The organism is Sulfurimonas hydrogeniphila, from assembly GCF_009068765.1.
Classification (GTDB): Bacteria; Campylobacterota; Campylobacteria; order Campylobacterales; family Sulfurimonadaceae; genus Sulfurimonas; species Sulfurimonas hydrogeniphila.
In genome coordinates, this window is sequence record NZ_CP035534.1 from 1,305,417 (window position 1) to 1,323,737 (window position 18,321).

An 18,321-nucleotide genomic window follows, 5' to 3' on the forward strand; every position below is an offset into this window, starting at 1 on the left:
TTTTTCTTACAGCCTCGTAACGATAGAGGATTGAGATAGAACTCATCCTGGCATCCTATGGGTAAGTTACTCAGGTTAAACGCAGTATGCTTTCTTAGATAGTTGGCATTACACCTCATAAGGAAAAATGACTGTCATTCAACTCTTTAACTGTAAGTTGTTTTAGTATTTGACAAACATAACAACTTTATCAAAAACTAAAAAATAAATATCAAATCACTACTCCTTTGGATGTAATGATTTGATAAATTTATTATACGAGGAGAATAAAAATGGCAAACTATAACTTAGAAGCAGATATATCTGTTCAAGAGATTGCACTTGGTGGTACAGATGATTTTATGTTGTATCAATTCATAATGGATTCAAAAAGCAAATCCTACATAAAAGATGTTTTTGTGAAGTTTAAAGGCAAGCTTATTGCCAAAAATTATAGAGACACTCTTGAGCTTTTTTCTATGTTAGATTCATTTATCAAAAAAGGGCTTGTAAAAGGTGATGAAAATAAGTTTTTTAAGTGTGTTGAAAAAAAAGAAGAAAATCAAGTAAGGAAATCTCTTCAATGTGTATTTAATAAGAAAAGATACATTTCAATGGCCGAAGCAAAAACTATGGTCCAATTTTATAATGAATCAAAAATCGGGTATTCATTTCGCACCGTTTTAATAAGCGATAAAGTTTTTTCATTAACTACAACACTTGAAGTCGAAAAGAAAAATGTTACTTTACCATCAGAAAATGATCTTTTAGGAATGATTAATGGTGAACTTGACAAGTATGGTGTTAAATATGACAACACTCCATATTTTAGTGAAAAAATTTCTATGTTACTTCACCATATTAAACATAAAGATGAAAATAATGAAAATGCAGATGAAACGGACGATTAATTTGTAGCTATTTATCAAAAAAATGAATGGCTTTATTTGTAACTATTTTGCAAATAAAGTCCCATATCAAGGTTTAATTTGAAAAGGAAGAAAATGAACATAGCATACACAAGAATTTCAACTGATAAGCAGGATCAAATAAATCAAGAGCATCTTATTTTACAGTATTGCCAAAGACATGCAATTCATCTTGATAAAATCATCAAAATTGAAATGTCTACCAGAAAAAGCGAAGAGCTAAGAGGGATAGACAAACTCAAAATGCTATTGAAAGATGGAGATACGCTTATAGTTTCAGAATTGTCACGATTAGGCCGTAAAATGATTGATGTATTGAATCTAGTGAAATTTTTTGCAAATAAAGGTGTCAAGGTGATTTTTATTAATCAGCCTGAACTTTCTCTTGTAAATGGAGCAATGAGAGATTTTATGGTAGCAGCCTATGGATATTTTGCAGAAACTGAAAGGGAATTTATATCACTAAGAACAAAAGCAGGATTGGAAGCAGCGAAAAGTAAAGGGAAAAAACTTGGTAGACCAAAAGGTGCTCAAGGAAAGTCTACTTTGGTAGAACCATATAGAGAATTTATTGAGGAAATGCTTCAAAATAACTTATCCCTCTCATCTATTCAAAAACTTATCAATAAAAGTATTTCTGATAAAAATGAAAAAATCAAATATACAACTCTTAAATATTATGTTGATACTCATATAGCAAGAGAAGAACAATTATGAGAGGGAGTGTGTATTATCAAAGCGCGCAACTTGTTAAAATGATTTTTCAAGAAGGTGCAAAAAAAGCTGATAGAATTAATCCTGCTCATCCCCATTACCAAAAAGTAGCTTCTTATAAAACTATGGAAAGCTATAGAAATATTTGGAATAATTTTTTCAACTACCTCAAGGAACATTGGAAAATAAAAGATTTTACAAAAATTGAGTCTACACATGTAGCATCCTACATAGAATACAAAGTTGAGTATTATCCTAGCCGGCTTTATCTCAATAAAATTATATCTGCAATTGGAAAATTAGAAATAGCCCTTGTTAAGTATGCTATGGAGCATAATTTAAACAGAAGTTATGATTTTAGTATTAGAGAGAAAATAAAACAATCAGCTGTTAATCTTGAACTTGTTGCTAATAATTATCATAATAGAGCATATACAAAACCTTTAGAAATCATAGCTTTATTACAACCAGAACATAGTATTGCTGCAATGATACAGTACGAAGGAGGAGCAAGGCTTGAAGCGGTTTCACTCATCAAACAAACGCAACTAAGAGGTTTTAAAAAAGACAATATCACTAAAACAGAAAAAGCAGTGATTTGGACCAAAGAAAAAGGTGGTAAAGAGGGGGAAGTTTTAGTATCCATTGATACTTATCAAAAATTAGAACAAATAATCCGTATAAATAAAATTTTTAAAATTAACAAAAACAACTATCTTGAGGATATCAAAAAAACTTGCGTAAACTTAGGAGTTCTTGCCGATGGCTCCCATGGTTTTAGATGGAACTTTGCACAAAGAAGATTATTTGAATATGCTCAAGCTGATTATAGTTATGGAGAAAGTCTTCTTAGAGTCAGTAAAGAGATGAAACACAATCGTGCTTCAATTACCATGCATTATTTAGGATAAACTTTAAAAAATATGAATATATATGGATAAATTAGGAGGAGAAAATAATGGCAGCATGGAGTAAATTTGAAAAACATAAAGCAAAAATTGAGCATCTTTTGAAAAATGTAAAAATTTCTATAAAATCAGCCTGGAAGATCATAAATTATGATCTTCCAGATGAAGCAAAAATGAGCTATAGTGCTTTTTTTCATTATGTTAAGAATCACATAGATATTTGATTCTTAATAATTTCAAAATGCTTATTTAAGGATCTCAAAATATGGTCGTATCATTTTGATACTTTCATTTTCATCATTCTGTTCAATAGGGAAAAATAGATTATTTTCATAAAACTTAATAAGTCTATCATCATTAACTGCATCAAGCAGTATAAATCTACCACCCAAAGCATTATGAGCTTCATCGATAACATCTACACTATCTTCTAAAATATATTCACCAATTTTAAACTTTTCATACTTGTCAGATTTACCAAGTTGCCCGATCAAAAAACATGGTATCGTTTTAGCATCATCTTTGTAGCCATCAAGAAGTTTAATAGTTGTTGCTGAGATATTATAAGTATAAAGCATGCTGATTGCTATTGTAAAATATGCTGCAAGCTCTTTGGTTTCATTATTGATATAGAGGTAGGTTCTTGATCGTAGATGTTTTTCAAAAGTGAGAGCTCTATTGTGTAAAAAATCTTCAAGATCTCTGTTTCTTGTGCAACTAAAAGTTCTAAGAAGTTTTTTTACTTGAGAAGTCGATTGATGAGAATGTATTATTTCAGAGAGTTGAAACAGGGAGAAAGTATTGTCAAACTGTTCTCTATTCATTTAAGCGAATAAATCAGTTAATGAGAGTTTTCTTTTTGCAGTTCTTTTTAATTGAACTCTTTTGTTTTTATCAAAATCTTTTACTTTCTCAAAACTTTTTTTCGAAAATGCATTAATGATAAATTTTTCATTTTCTGGTTTTAATACTGTCGGTTCTAAAAATGCTTTTGTCATAATCTATTCTCCTCTCTAATTACTGCATATTATAGCATATTTAAGTTTCTAATCTTATTTACTACTGCCATTAACACGGTAATTCAAGTTTAATAACCAGTTAAATAAACTAGAACAAAATTTGCTTACTCCTATAAAAATTAGGAGGAGCAGATGCAAGTATTATTGGAAGAGTTTAGACAACTACCAGATTATAGAAAAAATAAAGTGCGATACACACATCCAGGAGAGATATTATTTTTATCACTTTTGGCTCTCCTTTCAGGTGCCGGGAGCTATGAAGATATTGCAACATGGATGAAAGAGAGAAAAAGAGAACTCTCTAAATTTTTGGGTCGTGCTTTTAAAGCTCCGGCATATACAACAATAAGAAATACATTTTTGGGAATTGATACACAAGCAGTAGAGAAGATGCAACAAAAATGGATTCATCAACTTTCAAATACTCCAAAAGATTCACAAACATTGACAATAGTTGCAACAGATGGGAAAACCATGAGAGGTTCTGCAAATAAAGAGATGAGTGAGAAAGCCAGACATATAGTTTCGCTCTTTCTAACAGAATCTAAACTTACATTGGCACAAGCCCAGGTACAAGAGAAAACAAACGAGATTCCCGCACTTGTTGAACTATTAGATGCTTTAAACCTCACAAATTGTGTGATTACCATGGATGCTATGCATACTCAAAAAAAACATTGAATAAAATAGTAAAGTGTGGACATGATTATATTGCACAGGTAAAATCGAATCAGAAAGAGCTTTTAAAATGGGTAATATTCAATACCTCTCTTGAAGATGCTAAGCCAATAGATACTTATGCCCATTATGAGCATAACACTCATGGGAGATATGAAGAGAGGGTTTGTGAAGTCTATGATGACCTCTATCAAATCAAAAAGAGTTGGTTATCTGTAAAAAGGGTTGTAAAGATTACAGCAACAACACTATCGTATGGAAAACATACGACAGAGTATCATTACTATATTTCAAGTCTTGATGTAGATGCAAAAACTTTTGCACATATTATCAGGAGCCATTGGAAAATTGAGAACTCTTTACACTATGTAAAAGATGTCAGTTTCGATGAGGATAGCTCAAGAGTTCGCACAGGTCAAGCACCTTTAATCTCTACAATGTTAAGAAGTCTTGCCATAAATATCATGAATATTAACAAAATCTCCAATATTAAAAAAGCCAGAAAGGTTTTTGGATGGAGTCCTCATAAGCTTTTCAGTCTTAGTAGTAGACTTGGGTGAGTATTAAACTTGAATTACCGTGTGCCATTAATAAAGATTATTTCAAAAAAACCTAAAAATCAGCCCATACAAGTGATATAAGTCGTACAAGTCCTATTTTATGGCTTTATAAAGATGATTTGCTTCCCGTATAAGTGTGTACAATAAAGGTTTATATTTTACTGTTTTCGCTCCAAATTCGCTCCAAAAACTTCCTAAAATTACATATTTTTGAAGAAACAAAAAAATCAAAACCCCTCTAATATGGGCATAATTTCGGAAATTTAGAGAAATGGTGTGTCTTCGTAATAGACTCGTATTTTCACTCAATATTCCTTCATATATGGCTAAAAAAATTTCTAAAATCAGTGTTCATATTGTACTCAAAACATACACTGTTTATTATTAGAAAAGAATAGTTTTAATAATTTATCTCTTACAAAGCTATTTGGGATATAAAATATTATATTTTAAATGAAGGACAATATATGCAAGATATAAAAACACTCAATGATCTGGCACAGTTAGCTGAGTATTCTCTAATGGACAGACTTAATCCTGATCCAAATGCTACAGCAGACGGTGCAGATCATGCACCAAGACAGGTATTCAGCGGGCATTATGTTCCTGTAAAACCCACTCCTATAGAAAATCCTGTTTACATTGCGCACAGCAAAACCTTCTTTAAGGAACTTGGACTGCATGATGACTTGGCTGCATCTGAGGATTTTATACGCATGTTTTCGGGTGACACTTCCCATCTAAAAGAGCCTTTGCGTCGTACCGGTTGGGCAACAGGGTATGCCCTTTCCATCTACGGTACGGAGTATTATGAGCAGTGTCCTTTTAAAACAGGAAACGGGTATGGTGACGGACGCGCAATATCTGTTTTTGAAGGGGTTATAAATGGTAAACGCTGGGAAATGCAGCTCAAAGGCGGAGGGAGAACCCCTTACTGCCGTGGAGCTGACGGTCGTGCGGTACTGCGTTCAAGTGTTAGAGAATTTTTGGCACAAGAACACATGTATGCCCTCGGTGTTCCCACATCACGCTCTTTAAGTTTATATATGTCAAAAACCCAAACAGTAAGACGGCCCTGGTTTATGAACGGTTCCTATTCAAGGGATCCGGAAGTCATGATAGAAGAAAATGTTGCCATCACAACACGTGTTGCCCCTTCTTTTCTTCGTGTGGGTCAACTTGAACTTTTCGCCCGACGGGCACGTAAAAGTGAACATCCAAAGGCGATGGAGGAACTTGAGATGCTTGTCTTGCACCTGATTGAAAGAGAATACAGTGATGTAATAGATAAAAATTTACCTCTGGAAGAAAAAACAGTGCTGCTTGCCCGTGAATTTCGCTCCCGCCTTACTTCACTTGTAGTAAACTGGATTCGTGTCGGATACTGCCAGGGAAATTTCAATGGTGACAACTGTGCTGCAGGCGGTTTTACCCTTGATTACGGTCCGTTTGGATTTATAGACATGTTTGATCCAAGCTATCAACCCTGGACGGGTGGCGGAGCACACTTTTCATTTTTGAATCAACCTCAGGCCGGGGAACAAAATTTCAAAATGTTTTGTAAGGCACTTCAGCCTTTGCTCAAGACAGATGAAAAGCAGAGTCAACAATTGGATGAAATTATGAACGGTTTTTCCAAAATCATGCAGACTAAAATGATACAGATGTGGACTGCCAAACTGGGTCTAAAAACCTTTGACGCAGCCTTGTTTAACGAACTGATAACACTGATGATGGAGACTTCGGTCGATTATACCCTCTTTTTTCGTGAACTCTCTGGTATACCTGATAATATTTCCGCAATTGCGAAAAGCTTTTACGGTGACTCTCTATATGATCAAAAGATTATAAAAAGCTGGACCGAGTGGTTGGAAAAATGGAAAGCAAACATTAACATTGATACTCCGGAGTCCCGCAAAAAACTCTCAAAAGAGATGAAACAAACCAATCCGAAATATATTCTCCGTGAATGGTTCCTTGTTCCGGCATACAAAAAGGCCCAGGAGGGAGATTATTCACTTATAAAAGAGCTGCAGGAAGTGATGAATGATCCCTACAGTGAACAGTCATCGGAGACAGAAGACAAATACTACAGAGAAAAGCCTGCTGAACTGTTTGATGTCGCAGGAATATCTCATGTAAGCTGTTCTTCCTAAAACTGCATCTCCACTTCTTTTTCTTTGAGTTTTTGAATGTAGAGCAGAGCATTTGTAAAGGCATACTGGTCTACTTCCTCTATGCCTGCTTCTTCACATTCTACCAAGTAATCAAAACCGTCGAGTTCAGTGTTTTGCACTTTTTTCAAATGTATTACATAGAGTAACAAGTCGGCTAAATCACTTATAGGGATTATCTCTCTGTAGTTTTTGCTGCACGCACTTATATAATCGTCGCATATACTTTCATTTGACATTAAAAGTATCCAGAGAATAATTTTATCTACCTTTTTTGGTGCATTCGCCCGAGCTGAAAAATCTTCATAAAGTGCTTTATTTTTGGCTATCTCATCAAGCTGTTCATGAACCTGTGCTGTTAAAAAACCAACTCTTTCATCTGTCAGTTTTTCATTTTTATAGCCATCTAATACTGATTCTGCAATTTGGTATGTGTGCATTGTTTTCTCTTTTCTCTTTTTTATTTTAAAGTCAAATTATACCATTCAAACAAAATATTTTTCTTGAATTTTTTGGCTATAATCGACCAAAAGAAACATTTTAAGAATAGGAGTAACAATGTATCCAAATAAAAAATTAAGAACAGGCTTTTGTATGAAAATTGAGGGTGTTTTGCTGAATCGTCCGGACTTGCATAATATTGCGGCAGAATTAGGGGTAAATCCAGGTGATGTACTTACAAAAAATCAAATCCTGACGATTTACAATACTTCTGAAACATGCCAGGAAATTATAAAGGATAACGCATTGGCAACATTTGTAGCAATGGCTCTTGATATTTCGCCACAAAACATCACTGATATCAAAGAGGTTGTAGAAGAACCTGTAAAAATTGAATTTGATCTGAGTGATTTTGAAGACGACGAGGATGATGAATAGGTTTTACAAACCTTTCATCTTTTTTGCAAGATAATTTGCAGTCGGGTAGTCCACTGTGTTTACATGTAAGACTATCCATTCGGGTGCTCTGCGGATAAAATCAGTAATTTTTGAAACCTTTTTATAGTTTTTCCAATTTTTAAGAGCCATATTCAATTCTTCCAAAAACATGTCATGTGCAGTCTTGTGCATGTCATAGGAAGGAAAACTATACTCTTGCATCAGACGTTCTTCGTTTGCAAAGTGTTCATGAACATGCTTCACATATTCTTCGATTTTTGCTTCAAGTTCTTCGAGTGTCGCTTCCCCCCGATCGTAAGAGATCGCAAGATTATCTATTGCATTTAAAATTTTAATCTCATTTTCATGAGTTTTTTGCATCTCCTCCACATCCATATCTTCAACCTGCTCAATATATACCAATGCCATAAAAAATCTCTCTTTTTCTTTTATTATTATTATAGTAAAAAATTAAAAACAGAGCCTTAATTTAAAACAATTTTCCGATTTTTTTAAAACCGTACCAATACAACAGCGTTCCAAGAAGAATAACTCCGCTAAAATATGGCCACAAATCTATAAACTCCGTTCCTCTGAAAAAGATGCTCTCAGTACCTTCTATATAATAGCGAAGTGGTGAAAATAAAGAGAGTGTCTGAAATACCGGGTGCATAGCGTAAACAGGGGTCCATGCACCACTGAGAAAAATCAACGGCATCATAATAATGATAGAAAGCTGTGCCACCTGCATCACATTTTTGGACACAGCCGCCACAAAGAGTCCTATGCCGGCACTCGAAACAGAATACAAAAATGTCAGGAGCATAAATGCCCAAAATGAACCGTTGAGCGGTACATCAAACTGGCCAAAAAGCACAAATCCCAAAGAGAGAACAACGCCTGCCATGACAATGAGTACCTGCGAAAAACTTTTCGCCAAGATAATGATTTTGGGATTTATCGGAGTAAGCAGCATAATATCCCAGGTACCGTCCTCTTTTTCTTTGACAAAAACAATGGCCGTCAAAATGACTATCAACAGGGTTATATTTGAAAGCAATTCTGTCAGTGCCATAAAACTGTGATTGTCAGCATTTTGATTAAAAAGTTTATGTGACTTTAATTCAAGCGGAAAGTTCACAGATTGGAAGTCAAATACAATATTTTGCAGATACATAAATGTCGTGAGACTTTGCGATGCTGCAGTAGCATCGAGCAAAAGATTGATTTGTGCTTTTTTCCCGCTCTTGTAGTTCTTTTCAAAATCAGAGTCAAAAAGTATTCCGACCATAACTTCTTTGTTAAAAATAGCATTGGAGAGTGCTTTTTGAGAAAGAAAGGCAACCGGTGGTTTAAACTCCGGTTGATGCAACCGTGCAAGTATTTTTTGGCTTACTCCCCCTCCTGTTTTGTCAACATATCCGACAACAACATTGCGCGGTTTTATCTGTATGCCGGAACCGGCTATGTAAACATCGAGTGTAAACGAATAAAGTACAACAGCCACTAATCCTATAGAGCGTAAAAAACTCAGCAGTTCTTTGGAGACAATCATTGCAAATATTCGCATTATCTCATCTCCTTTTTCAACAATAAGGTGCCGACAGTAAAAAGTCCCACAACAAACCCGACAAGTATCAGCAGATACATGATAATTTTTTCAGACGCCAAACCCTGTCCTATCAAAAATGTATCATAAAGAATATGCGTATAATACATCACCGGAAACATATGCGCTTCAATATATGACTCGCCACTCATGGAAGATATCGGCATAAGCATACCAGAGTATAAAAATCCGGGAATTATGGTGATAATAATTGTCAAAACAACGGCAACAATTTGTCTGCTTGTAATGATAGAAATAAGCATACCGATAGAGAGACTGATAAGAATATAAAGTTCACTGCTGAGCCAGTAGAGCATAAAACTTCCCCGAAAAGGAACATCAAACAGATAAACTGCAAGCAAAAAAAGTATAAAAATATTCACAGAATGCAGTAAAAAAGCAGGAAAAAGTTTTGCAAGAAGGAACTCTCCTTTACTCAAAGGCGAAGCATAAAAATTAAAAATGGTCCCTCGCTCTTTCTCTTTTACTATAAGAAGTGCTGCCAAAATTGCAGGAGCCACCAAAAGCACAAGCCCTATGAGTCCTGGAACTATGGCATCTTCATCCCGCATTGCCTGATTGAAAAGCGTACGCTGATTTAACACTATAAGCCCTTTTGCAGACAAACCGCTTCTTTGTGCCACTTCGCTTGCCCCATCAAGCACACTCCCCTTGATATACCCCTCAATAGTAGTAGCCCTTGTCGGAAAAGAGGCATCCACAAAAACACCAATCTCACTCTTTTGTCCGTGTAAAAGTTGTTTTTCAAAAGAAGAGGGAATGATTAAAACTGCATCGGTTTTAGCCTGTTTTATAGAGCGCAGTGCCTCTTTTTCACTTACATGTAACACCTTTGCATTAAAGTATTTGCTATGTTCAAATTTTGAAATCAGCATTTGTGAAAATTTGCTCTGGTCATTATCAATAATCAAAATTCTTGCATGCGTTACATCCATACGGATTCCATAGCCAAAAAGCAGTACAATCATACTCGGCAACAAATATACCATCACAATCAGACGCGTTCTGTAAAGCTCCATAAATTCTTTCAATATATAGGCTTTAATGGTTATTAGTTTCATTCTCTATCCTTATAATATGTCAAGAAAATATCTTCAAAATTCTTTGCATCGGGATGTGTTTTATAAAAATTTTCTATGGTATCGTCTGCAATCTTTTTTCCCTGTTTGAGGAGTACCACTCGATCACAGTACTCCGCCTCGCTCATATAGTGTGTGGTTATCAAAATAGATATATGCCACTGTTCTTTAAGCTTTTTAAGTATCTCCCAAAATTGTGCTCTTGCAATGGTATCCACGCCGCTTGTAGGCTCATCCAAAAACAGCACAAGCGGTTCGTGCAAAAGTGCCGCAGCTATGGAAAAACGCTGATTGACACCCAGAGGAAGCGCAGTTGGCAATTCATCCATATACTCTTTAAAACCGAGTTCATTGGCATACTGCTCTATTCTTTTCAAGGCAGTCTTGAGAGGAATCTGATGCATATTGGCAAAATAAATCAGATTTTCTCTTACAGTCATGTCATTGTAGAGTGCAAAATGCTGACTTACATAGCCGATTTTGGACTTGAGCGTTTGACGATCATCTCCGCTGCGGATGACTTTTTCAAGCAGGGTAAGTGTGCCCTCGTCTATCGGATACAGACCCAAAAGCATTTTGATTAATGTGGTTTTTCCTGCGCCGTTTGCACCTAGAAGACCCAGAATTTCACCCCGTTTGAGTTCTATGTCTACATGGTCATTTGCCGTAAAACTGCCAAATCTTTTTGTAATGCCATATGCTTGCATCACAACAGGCGGTATTGCAATTTCTTTGTCTCGTTTTGTTATGACGACCTTAGGCAGGAGCTTTTTCTTTTGCAGCGCGTTCACAAAAAAGAGTCCCTCCAGAGTAGGTTCTGCCTGCTTTACATGTAAAGGCTGCAGCGAATATGTTCGCTTGTTAAAACCAAGGCACTCTTCTTTACATGTAACCTCTTCATACACATACGGACGAATAGAGTCTATAAGCTCTTCATTTGTTCCGCTGGCAATGATTTCTCCTTCGTCAAAAAGAAAAATTTTGTCCATTTTGGAGGCTTCTTGCATATAAGCGGTGCTCACTAAAATTACTGTTCCTTCTTCTTTGCGTATGCTGTCCAAAATCTCCCACAGTTCCAAACGGCTCAAAGGATCCACTCCGGTTGTCGGTTCATCCAGAATAAGAAGTTTCGGACGGTGCAGCAGTGTGCAGATAAGTGAGAGTTTTTGCATCATCCCGCCACTGAGTTTACCGGCTTCTCTCTCAACAAAAGCACTCAGTCCTGCCATATGCAGCAGTTTTTCTCTATATGCAAGAAATTGTTCATCTTTTGCAACATTGCGAATATCGGCAAAAAACTCCAAATGCTCCCCTACTGTCAGAGTATCATAAAGAACAAGCCCTATTCCCTGTGGCATCAATCCGATAAAAGGTTTTACTTTTTCTGCCTCTTTGGGTGAATGGTACGCGATACCATCATAAACAATCTCACCCTCAAAACGGATAACACCGGCTACAGCATGCATAAGGGAGCTTTTTCCTGCACCGTCCGCTCCTATAAAACCGATAATCTCTCCACTCTCTGCTGTGAGCGAGGCATTGTCTATGCCTGTTCTTTTTTTGTAAGAGACCCGGATATTTTTTACTTCAAGAAGAGACATCTTGTTTTAGAGTACCGGAATGTCATTGAGTGAATTTGGCAGACCTTTGCCATCAAGTGACACAACTCCCACAGCCGGTATACCGAGTTTTAACAAAGGGTCAATTGCCAGTGGTTTGAGGTGTACGGCAAACACTCTTTGAATTCTGTCTGAACGCACACTGACCTCTTTGGGCGTAAATTCCGCTTTTTGGGCAATACGCACTACTTTTGCCTGTATCGGATGATTTGGATAGGCATCAAGAAATATTACCGCTTTGTCACCCAGTTTTATTTTTCCGTTTTGCAGTGTGTCGACAAATATTTTCAGATACAACGAGTGAGGATCCAAAAGTGTGGCTACCGGCATACCAGGAGCTATTACCTCTCCCTCGTTGGCGATTTTTTCTACCGTAATTCCATCAACAGGTGAAACAAGTGTCATCTCCTGAATCATCGCTTCTATCTGTGCTTTGGATGCTTTGAGGGCTTCAATACCATCTTGCAGGGCCTGAATATTTGCGGCAATGGCAAAAAGTTTTTTCTGTGATGCCTGCGCATCCAAAAGTGCAATACGAGCCAGAGTTACTGCTGATTTTATTTTTTTCAGCTGTTGCTGCAGTGCGGAAAGCTTTTTGTTTTCTGTATCCCTTTTGAGTTGTGCAAGTTCCAGTTTGTGCTTGTCAATACTTTTGTTTTTATACAATCGTTGAGAGCGTTTGAAATCTCTTTTTGCCTGGACAACGACATCTTTTTGTATCAAAATATTTTTTTCAAATGCCTGTTGCGAGGCTTGGGCTGAGACAAGCTGTGCTTTTGCTTTTTTCTCCAAAAGCGGAATTGTTGTCTGTGCAATTTTTTCTTCAATTTTTTGTGCTGCGAGTTGCTGTTTCTTTGCCTGAATCTGTGCATCAAGCCCTGCTTTTTGTGCTGCAAGTTCTTTGCTCTTCAAGACACCCACAACCATTCCTTTGCTCACAGGTACACCGTCATCAACAGATATTTTTTCCAGCCTTCCTGCATATTTTGCATTGAGATTTACCAGATCACCGTCCATGCGGCCTGTCCCTTCAACCAAATTTGCAGGAAGTGTTTTTGGATGCAGTTTTTTATAGATCATTCCGCCTGCTGTAATCAATAAAACAGCTATAACAACACCCAACCAATATTTTTTCAGAACCTGCATAATCTACTCCTTATTCAGTATCACTCTGTATTTTTTTCTCATACCACTTTCGAAGCCACGCATCAATAGGATTTATCATTTTATAAATTACAGGCACAACAAGCAATGTTAGCACCATTGAACTTAAAAGACCGCCTATGATGGCTATTGCCATCGGTGCTTTTGTTTCACTTCCCAAAGAGTTGCTCAGTGCCAAAGGAAGCATCGCAAAAATCATCGCAATTGTTGTCATCAAAATCGGGCGCAGTCTTTTTTCTCCCGCTTCAAGCAGTGCTGCATTGGCATCTTTTCCCCGCGCTACTGCTTCATTGGCAAAATCAACAAGCAGTACGGCATTTTTACCGACCATCCCCATAAGCAGCATAAATCCTATCATCACAAAAAGACTGAAATGCAAATGTGTCAGATACAAAGCCAGCATAACCCCGATAATACTCAGTGGCAATGCCATCATAATGATAACAGGCTGAATAAGCGACTCATACAAAATTGCCAGGATGATAAACATTAAAATTACAGACAAACCAAGAGCCACGCCAAAGGCTTTGGCTGTTTTTTCCATCTCTTCGGCAAAGCCTGTAAATTTATAGTTTACACCCGGTGGCAGCAATGTGTCTATTTTTGCACGTGTATACTTGACAGCGCCGCCCAGATCAAGCCCAAACAGATCAGAATAGATAGTCACCTGTCTTTGTCTGTTATAGTGATATATTGAAGCCAGAGACCTTGCCTTGTCAAATGTGACAAGACCGTCAAGAAAAACCAACTTTCCGTTTTTGGCTCTGAGTTGGATTTTTTTGAGATCATCTATGCTTACACGGTCCTTGTCAGGCAGTCGCAGGGTAATTTTGTACTGTTTTCCGTTTTGCTCAAAATAGGAAATTTCCAAATCACTTGAAAAGGCAATGGAGACAGCCTTTGCTATCTGTGCTGCACTAATCCCCATTCTGTTGGCATTTTCACGTACTATATTGATGTCAATCTGCGGTTTACCTTCATCAAGATTACTGTCAATATCAACAAAGCCTTTTTTCTTCGCCAGATACTCCATCAGGTTTTTTCTCGCCACATCAAGGTCAGCAAAAGAATCCGATGTCAGTACAATTTGATACGGTACACTCACCCCGGCACCTTTGATGTTTGGAATTGCCGCTGCTGTAATAAACATCTCTTTTGAAAAGGGTTTGAGCTTTTGTCGAAATTCCTGAATAATCTCTTCTTGATTCTTTTTTCTGCTGCCTTTAGGCGTAAGTTTGACATAAATGAGCGCTTTGTTTTTCTCGTGTACACTGTTATAGCCTACACTCAAGGTTGTAAAAACAACATTTTTGTCAGCTCTGATTAAATTTTCAATCACTTTGGACTCCCGTATCATTTCATCCAAACTGATGCCCGCATCGGCTCTGAGTTTTACTTCAAACTCTGCTTTATCCTCTTTTGGCAGAAAATCCATACCGATTTTCGGAAAGAGAGAAAGCGAGGCAACAAACACCCCAAGAACAAAAATAAGTGTAAAAAATTTAAAACGAAGCACAAAACTCAGTGTTGCTGCATATAATTTGTCTATACGCTGAAAAATCGGTTCTGTAATATTGTAAAACCTGCTCTCTCCTTTATGCAATACTCTTGCACTCAGACTCGGCATAAAACTCATCGCAACCGTATAGGAAATAATTACCGCAAACCCTACCGTCATCGCAAAACTTTCAAAGAATTTTCCGACAATTCCGCTCATATGTGCAACCGGAAGAAAAACAGCAAGCAACATTGCCGAAATCGCAAGAATAGCAAATGCCATCTCTTTCACACCATAGAGTGCCGCTTCAAACCTGCCCATGCCTGCTTCCATCTTTTTGTAGATATTCTCCAACACAACAATGGCATCATCTATGATAATTCCGATAGCAAGCGTTAAACCGATGAGTGTCATTTTATTCAGGTTATACCCCATCAGATTCATTAAAGCAATCGTACCCAGGATAGAGATTGGAATAGAGAGTGCCGAAACCAGCGTAATAGTAAAGTTTCTCAAAAAACCGAAGATGATAATTACTGCCAAAACTGCACCGTAAATAAGGTCAAATTTCACATCTTCAAGTGAGTGAATGATGAAAGGCGTTGTATCCTGGAGCAGTTCTACACCATATTTTTCGCCAGCCATTGTTTTTAACTGCGGCACGGCTTCTTTGACGCGTTTTACTATATCTATCGTATTTGTTCCTGAAATTTTTTGCACTTCAAGCATAACACCCGGTATACCGTTGTATGACGAGTAGCTTTTTGCATCGCTCAAAGAGTCTGTTACCGTTGCCAGATCTTTGAGCCTTAAATCATCTTTTATTATAATGTCTTGAAGTTGCTTCACACTCAGAGCATCCGCTTTTGTTTTTAAGATAATCTCTTTTGTTTTGGTGATAAGCTTTCCGCCACCGATTTTGACATTTTCTTCGGCAATAATATCATTCAGCTCTTTGATTGTAATGCCAAACTTGTTGAGTTTATAAATATCTGGGAAAATTTTTATCTCTCTGTCTTTGTAACCGATGATATTTATAGCACCGACACCGTTGATCTTTTGAATAGCCGGTTTTACTTTCTCATCGGCAAATACCATCAGGTTTTGCAAGGTATCTTTTTTTGCTGTTAAAAAAACATTGATAACAGGAGCCCCGCCGATATCGAGTTTACTGACAAGTGGCGTTTGTGCATCTTTTGGCAAGATAACAGCTGAGACTTTGTCTCGTACATCATTGGTCGCTTCATCAATATTGCGTTCCAGGAAGAATTTCACCATAACAACAGATGCGCCGTCACTGCTTGTGGATGTGATGCTGTCCACTCCGCCTATACGGGAGATGGCTTCTTCTATTTTTTCTGTGACCTGTGATTCTATCGTATCTGCTTCAACACCCGGATAGATTGTTTTGACTGTCACTATAGGAAAATCAACATTCGGATAGAGTGCCGAGGGCATGCTTTTAAAACTCATATAGCCAAAAATCACCAATGTAATGACATACATCAGTGTTGCAATTGGTCTGTTAATCGCTAATTTGTACATCGTTATTTTCCGTCAACCAGTATCATACCGTCACCAAAAAGCCCGACTGTAAAATCTTTTGCCTCTACTTCCGCTTTTATCTTTCTGTTGTCAAAATTTGCATACGGATAGACCTTTGAAATAACACCCTTGTATTTTTTGTTATCCCCATCGACTTTATACTCAAAGGTTTGTCCGACTTTCACAATATCGTGATATTTTTGATCAAATTCCAATATCAGCTTTCTTACATGAATACTTTGTATTTTAAAAACAGTTTTAAGCATCAAACCGCTTACAGCATCGCCTACTTCTATGCTTTTGTCATAAATGATACCTGCAAAGGGTGCTTTTAAAATAGTTTTTTCATACAAAGCCTGCTGATAGGCAACCGATGCTTTGGCATTTTCATAATTACTGAGTATTTTGTCATATTTGCTTGCATCTATAAGCTTTTTGATTTTTTCCTGTCTTTTGAGTTCTCTTGAAGCAAACTTAAAAACTATTTGTGTTTTTTCAAGCATTGCTTTTATATCTTTGTTTCCCAGTTTTGCCAGTATTTGGTTTTGGCTCACTATAGAGCCGATATCGACATTGACTTTTTCTACAATTCCGCTCGCAGTGAAAGCCAGATTGGCACTTTTTTGTGCTGCCACATCAAATGTTGCATAAATCTTTTGCGCATAAGAGAGACTCACCAGGGTGATTAAAGCTATAAATATTTTTTTCATTTGACAAACTCCTCTAAATTTTTATTGTTGTAATAGTAATAAATGCCATAGGCTATTTCCAAATCATTGCGTGCTTTTTCATACCTTGCTTTTGCCTCTGTTTTTGCCGAGAGCGCATCAAGATAGACGACATTGTCCACAATGCCTGCATTGTACTTTTCTGTGATAGTCTTTAAAGCACTTTTTGCCGCTTTGAGTGCACTTTTTGAACTTTTAATGTTGAGTTTGGCTGTATGAATTCTCTCCTGTGCCAACTCTTGCTGCATCTGTTGTTCTTTTGATTTGTAAATAATCTGTTGATTCAGTGCATCAGCCTGCAGTTTGAGTGCCTCTTTTTGCTCTTTGAGTGTTCCAAAATCAAAAAGTCTCAAGCCGACTGTAGCCATCAGCTCATTTTGTTTGTCAAGGTAGGCAATGGGAACTCCCCCAAAAGTCGGCTTATTTTGATACCCATAAAACGAATAAGTATCTTCTATACGCAGAGTAGGATAATAATAGCTCTCAACCGTTTCGCCTAAATTTTGCAATGCTGCTTTTTTGTACCTGAGTGATTGGATACTGTCAAGGAGTCCTTCATTTTGTGCTGCTCTTTTGTCAAACTGCGAATTTTCCAAAGTGTTTATTTTTTTTCCGACTTTGAGTTCAAGTGCTTTATGCAGCGCTGTAATTTGAAATTTTGTAGATTCTATTGCATACAAAGTGCTGTCGTATGCAGATTGGAGTCTGTCCACATCATCACTTGTAGCAAGATCAGCTTCATAAAAATGTCGCACTCTTTCAAGTTGTGCTTTGACTGCTTTGGAAGCTTCTATCGTCGCACCCAAAGAGGCCTGCAGACTTTTGAGATTATAATAATCCTCTGTTATGGCAAGAAGTGTCAATTTTTTTGTCTCTTTATAACTGAAAGAAGCAGATTTTCTTTCATTCTCTTTTTGTTTTTTTGTATTTGATTTCTTTCCGCCGTCATATATGTCAAACCCGATTTTCGTCCTTGCTCCGTATGTTGTTCCAGGGAAAAAAGGACTCGGTTTATCATCTCTTTTGTAAAAAGCGCTCACATCTACCGTAGGGAAGTAATTGCTTGCGGCACTTTGTACCTCTTTTGCTTTTGCATGTACTGCTATTTTGGAGGCATTGACAAGATTGTTATTCTCTTTTGCAAATTCCATAAGTGTTTTCAGGTCATCTCCAAACAAAAGAGCAGGGACAACAGTGAGTAAAAGTAGTTTTTTCATA

17 protein-coding genes and 1 pseudogene are annotated in these 18,321 nt (G+C 37.0%); 7 read left to right on the plus strand and 11 right to left on the minus strand.

All coding sequences use genetic code 11. The annotated features are described in order from the left end of the window. The first annotated feature begins 272 nt into the window (after nucleotides 1–272). The 4 genes from ETP70_RS06935 to ETP70_RS12390 all read left to right on the plus strand — a co-directional run bounded on the left by ETP70_RS06935 (nucleotide 273) and on the right by ETP70_RS12390 (nucleotide 2,754). Complete coding sequence (locus tag ETP70_RS06935) at nucleotides 273–890, plus strand: hypothetical protein (RefSeq protein WP_151900495.1); 618 nt, start codon at nucleotides 273–275, stop codon at nucleotides 888–890. Between the two features lie 93 nt (nucleotides 891–983). Beyond that, nucleotides 984–1,625 (plus strand): recombinase family protein, encoded by a 642-nt coding sequence (locus ETP70_RS06940; RefSeq protein WP_151900496.1) that lies wholly within the window; start codon nucleotides 984–986, stop codon nucleotides 1,623–1,625. Next, on the plus strand, nucleotides 1,622–2,533 hold the full coding sequence (locus tag ETP70_RS06945; protein ID WP_151900497.1) for a hypothetical protein: 912 nt from the start codon (nucleotides 1,622–1,624) through the stop codon (nucleotides 2,531–2,533). Before ETP70_RS06940 ends, ETP70_RS06945 begins: the two co-directional genes overlap by 4 nt. A gap of 47 nt (nucleotides 2,534–2,580) precedes the next feature. Then, nucleotides 2,581–2,754: a hypothetical protein gene (locus ETP70_RS12390; RefSeq protein WP_188109953.1), complete on the plus strand. Its 174-nt coding sequence runs from the start codon at nucleotides 2,581–2,583 to the stop codon at nucleotides 2,752–2,754. A gap of 21 nt (nucleotides 2,755–2,775) precedes the next feature. Here the strand turns inward: ETP70_RS12390 and ETP70_RS06950 are convergent, their stop codons facing one another. Both ETP70_RS06950 and ETP70_RS12395 read right to left on the minus strand, forming a co-directional pair. Further along, nucleotides 2,776–3,354: a hypothetical protein gene (locus tag ETP70_RS06950; protein ID WP_151900498.1), complete on the minus strand. Its 579-nt coding sequence runs from the start codon at nucleotides 3,352–3,354 to the stop codon at nucleotides 2,776–2,778. Beyond that, nucleotides 3,355–3,528: a hypothetical protein gene (locus ETP70_RS12395; protein ID WP_188109954.1), complete on the minus strand. Its 174-nt coding sequence runs from the start codon at nucleotides 3,526–3,528 to the stop codon at nucleotides 3,355–3,357. It abuts the gene before it with no gap. Nucleotides 3,529–3,681: 153 nt separating this feature from the next. On the opposite strand from ETP70_RS12395, the pseudogene ETP70_RS12530 reads away from it, so the two are divergent. Both ETP70_RS12530 and ETP70_RS06965 read left to right on the plus strand, forming a co-directional pair. Continuing rightward, nucleotides 3,682–4,787, plus strand: a pseudogene (locus tag ETP70_RS12530) (ISAs1 family transposase). Nucleotides 4,788–5,254: 467 nt separating this feature from the next. Then, nucleotides 5,255–6,943 carry a protein adenylyltransferase SelO gene (locus ETP70_RS06965; protein WP_151900499.1) on the plus strand — a complete coding sequence of 563 codons (1,689 nt, stop codon included), beginning with the start codon at nucleotides 5,255–5,257 and terminating at the stop codon, nucleotides 6,941–6,943. Here ETP70_RS06965 and ETP70_RS06970 read toward each other — a convergent pair. Beyond that, complete coding sequence (locus ETP70_RS06970; RefSeq protein ID WP_151900500.1) at nucleotides 6,940–7,401, minus strand: hypothetical protein; 462 nt, start codon at nucleotides 7,399–7,401, stop codon at nucleotides 6,940–6,942. The genes ETP70_RS06965 and ETP70_RS06970 overlap by 4 nt on opposite strands. A 118-nt stretch (nucleotides 7,402–7,519) precedes the next feature. Here ETP70_RS06970 and ETP70_RS06975 point away from each other — a divergent pair, with 118 nt between their 5' ends. Next, nucleotides 7,520–7,840 (plus strand): hypothetical protein, encoded by a 321-nt coding sequence (locus ETP70_RS06975; RefSeq protein WP_151900501.1) that lies wholly within the window; start codon nucleotides 7,520–7,522, stop codon nucleotides 7,838–7,840. Nucleotides 7,841–7,843: 3 nt separating this feature from the next. On the opposite strand, the gene ETP70_RS06980 is transcribed toward ETP70_RS06975, so the two are convergent. The 8 genes from ETP70_RS06980 to ETP70_RS07015 form a co-directional block, all read right to left on the minus strand. Further along, nucleotides 7,844–8,269, minus strand: coding sequence for a bacteriohemerythrin (locus ETP70_RS06980; RefSeq protein WP_151900502.1), 426 nt, complete (start codon nucleotides 8,267–8,269; stop codon nucleotides 7,844–7,846). Nucleotides 8,270–8,330: 61 nt separating this feature from the next. Then, on the minus strand, nucleotides 8,331–9,410 hold the full coding sequence (locus tag ETP70_RS06985) for an ABC transporter permease (RefSeq protein ID WP_151900503.1): 1,080 nt from the start codon (nucleotides 9,408–9,410) through the stop codon (nucleotides 8,331–8,333). Continuing rightward, nucleotides 9,410–10,531, minus strand: coding sequence for an ABC transporter permease (locus ETP70_RS06990; RefSeq protein WP_151900504.1), 1,122 nt, complete (start codon nucleotides 10,529–10,531; stop codon nucleotides 9,410–9,412). The genes ETP70_RS06985 and ETP70_RS06990 overlap by 1 nt, the downstream gene beginning before the upstream one ends. Further along, nucleotides 10,528–12,150, minus strand: a complete 1,623-nt coding sequence (locus ETP70_RS06995; RefSeq protein WP_151900505.1) for an ATP-binding cassette domain-containing protein — start codon at nucleotides 12,148–12,150, stop codon at nucleotides 10,528–10,530. The genes ETP70_RS06990 and ETP70_RS06995 overlap by 4 nt, the downstream gene beginning before the upstream one ends. Before the next feature lie 6 nt (nucleotides 12,151–12,156). Next, nucleotides 12,157–13,314 (minus strand): HlyD family secretion protein, encoded by a 1,158-nt coding sequence (locus tag ETP70_RS07000; protein WP_151900506.1) that lies wholly within the window; start codon nucleotides 13,312–13,314, stop codon nucleotides 12,157–12,159. A 10-nt stretch (nucleotides 13,315–13,324) separates the two neighbouring features. Continuing rightward, entirely contained in the window at nucleotides 13,325–16,375 is a 3,051-nt protein-coding gene (locus ETP70_RS07005; protein WP_151900507.1) for an efflux RND transporter permease subunit, read from the minus strand. Between the two features lie 2 nt (nucleotides 16,376–16,377). After that, entirely contained in the window at nucleotides 16,378–17,085 is a 708-nt protein-coding gene (locus ETP70_RS07010; RefSeq protein WP_151900508.1) for an efflux RND transporter periplasmic adaptor subunit, read from the minus strand. Further along, nucleotides 17,082–18,320, minus strand: a complete 1,239-nt coding sequence (locus tag ETP70_RS07015; protein WP_151900509.1) for a TolC family protein — start codon at nucleotides 18,318–18,320, stop codon at nucleotides 17,082–17,084. Before ETP70_RS07015 ends, ETP70_RS07010 begins: the two co-directional genes overlap by 4 nt. Between the last annotated feature and the right edge of the window lies 1 nt (nucleotide 18,321).

Excerpts from the sequence above, each read along its gene's own strand:
- ETP70_RS06970 (WP_151900500.1), bottom strand. The coding sequence starts at position 7,401 with ATGCACACATACCAAATTGCAGAATCAGTATTAGATGGCTATAAAAAT.
- ETP70_RS07015 (WP_151900509.1), bottom strand. The coding sequence starts at position 18,320 with ATGAAAAAACTACTTTTACTCACTGTTGTCCCTGCTCTTTTGTTTGGA.
- ETP70_RS07000 (WP_151900506.1), bottom strand. The coding sequence starts at position 13,314 with ATGCAGGTTCTGAAAAAATATTGGTTGGGTGTTGTTATAGCTGTTTTA.
- ETP70_RS06945 (WP_151900497.1), top strand. The coding sequence starts at position 1,622 with ATGAGAGGGAGTGTGTATTATCAAAGCGCGCAACTTGTTAAAATGATT.
- ETP70_RS12395 (WP_188109954.1), bottom strand. The coding sequence starts at position 3,528 with ATGACAAAAGCATTTTTAGAACCGACAGTATTAAAACCAGAAAATGAA.
- ETP70_RS06965 (WP_151900499.1), top strand. The coding sequence starts at position 5,255 with ATGCAAGATATAAAAACACTCAATGATCTGGCACAGTTAGCTGAGTAT.
- ETP70_RS07005 (WP_151900507.1), bottom strand. The coding sequence starts at position 16,375 with ATGTACAAATTAGCGATTAACAGACCAATTGCAACACTGATGTATGTC.
- ETP70_RS06935 (WP_151900495.1), top strand. The coding sequence starts at position 273 with ATGGCAAACTATAACTTAGAAGCAGATATATCTGTTCAAGAGATTGCA.
- ETP70_RS06950 (WP_151900498.1), bottom strand. The coding sequence starts at position 3,354 with ATGAATAGAGAACAGTTTGACAATACTTTCTCCCTGTTTCAACTCTCT.
- ETP70_RS06940 (WP_151900496.1), top strand. The coding sequence starts at position 984 with ATGAACATAGCATACACAAGAATTTCAACTGATAAGCAGGATCAAATA.
- ETP70_RS12390 (WP_188109953.1), top strand. The coding sequence starts at position 2,581 with ATGGCAGCATGGAGTAAATTTGAAAAACATAAAGCAAAAATTGAGCAT.
- ETP70_RS06980 (WP_151900502.1), bottom strand. The coding sequence starts at position 8,269 with ATGGCATTGGTATATATTGAGCAGGTTGAAGATATGGATGTGGAGGAG.
- ETP70_RS06990 (WP_151900504.1), bottom strand. The coding sequence starts at position 10,531 with ATGAAACTAATAACCATTAAAGCCTATATATTGAAAGAATTTATGGAG.
- ETP70_RS06995 (WP_151900505.1), bottom strand. The coding sequence starts at position 12,150 with ATGTCTCTTCTTGAAGTAAAAAATATCCGGGTCTCTTACAAAAAAAGA.
- ETP70_RS06975 (WP_151900501.1), top strand. The coding sequence starts at position 7,520 with ATGTATCCAAATAAAAAATTAAGAACAGGCTTTTGTATGAAAATTGAG.
- ETP70_RS06985 (WP_151900503.1), bottom strand. The coding sequence starts at position 9,410 with ATGCGAATATTTGCAATGATTGTCTCCAAAGAACTGCTGAGTTTTTTA.
- ETP70_RS07010 (WP_151900508.1), bottom strand. The coding sequence starts at position 17,085 with ATGAAAAAAATATTTATAGCTTTAATCACCCTGGTGAGTCTCTCTTAT.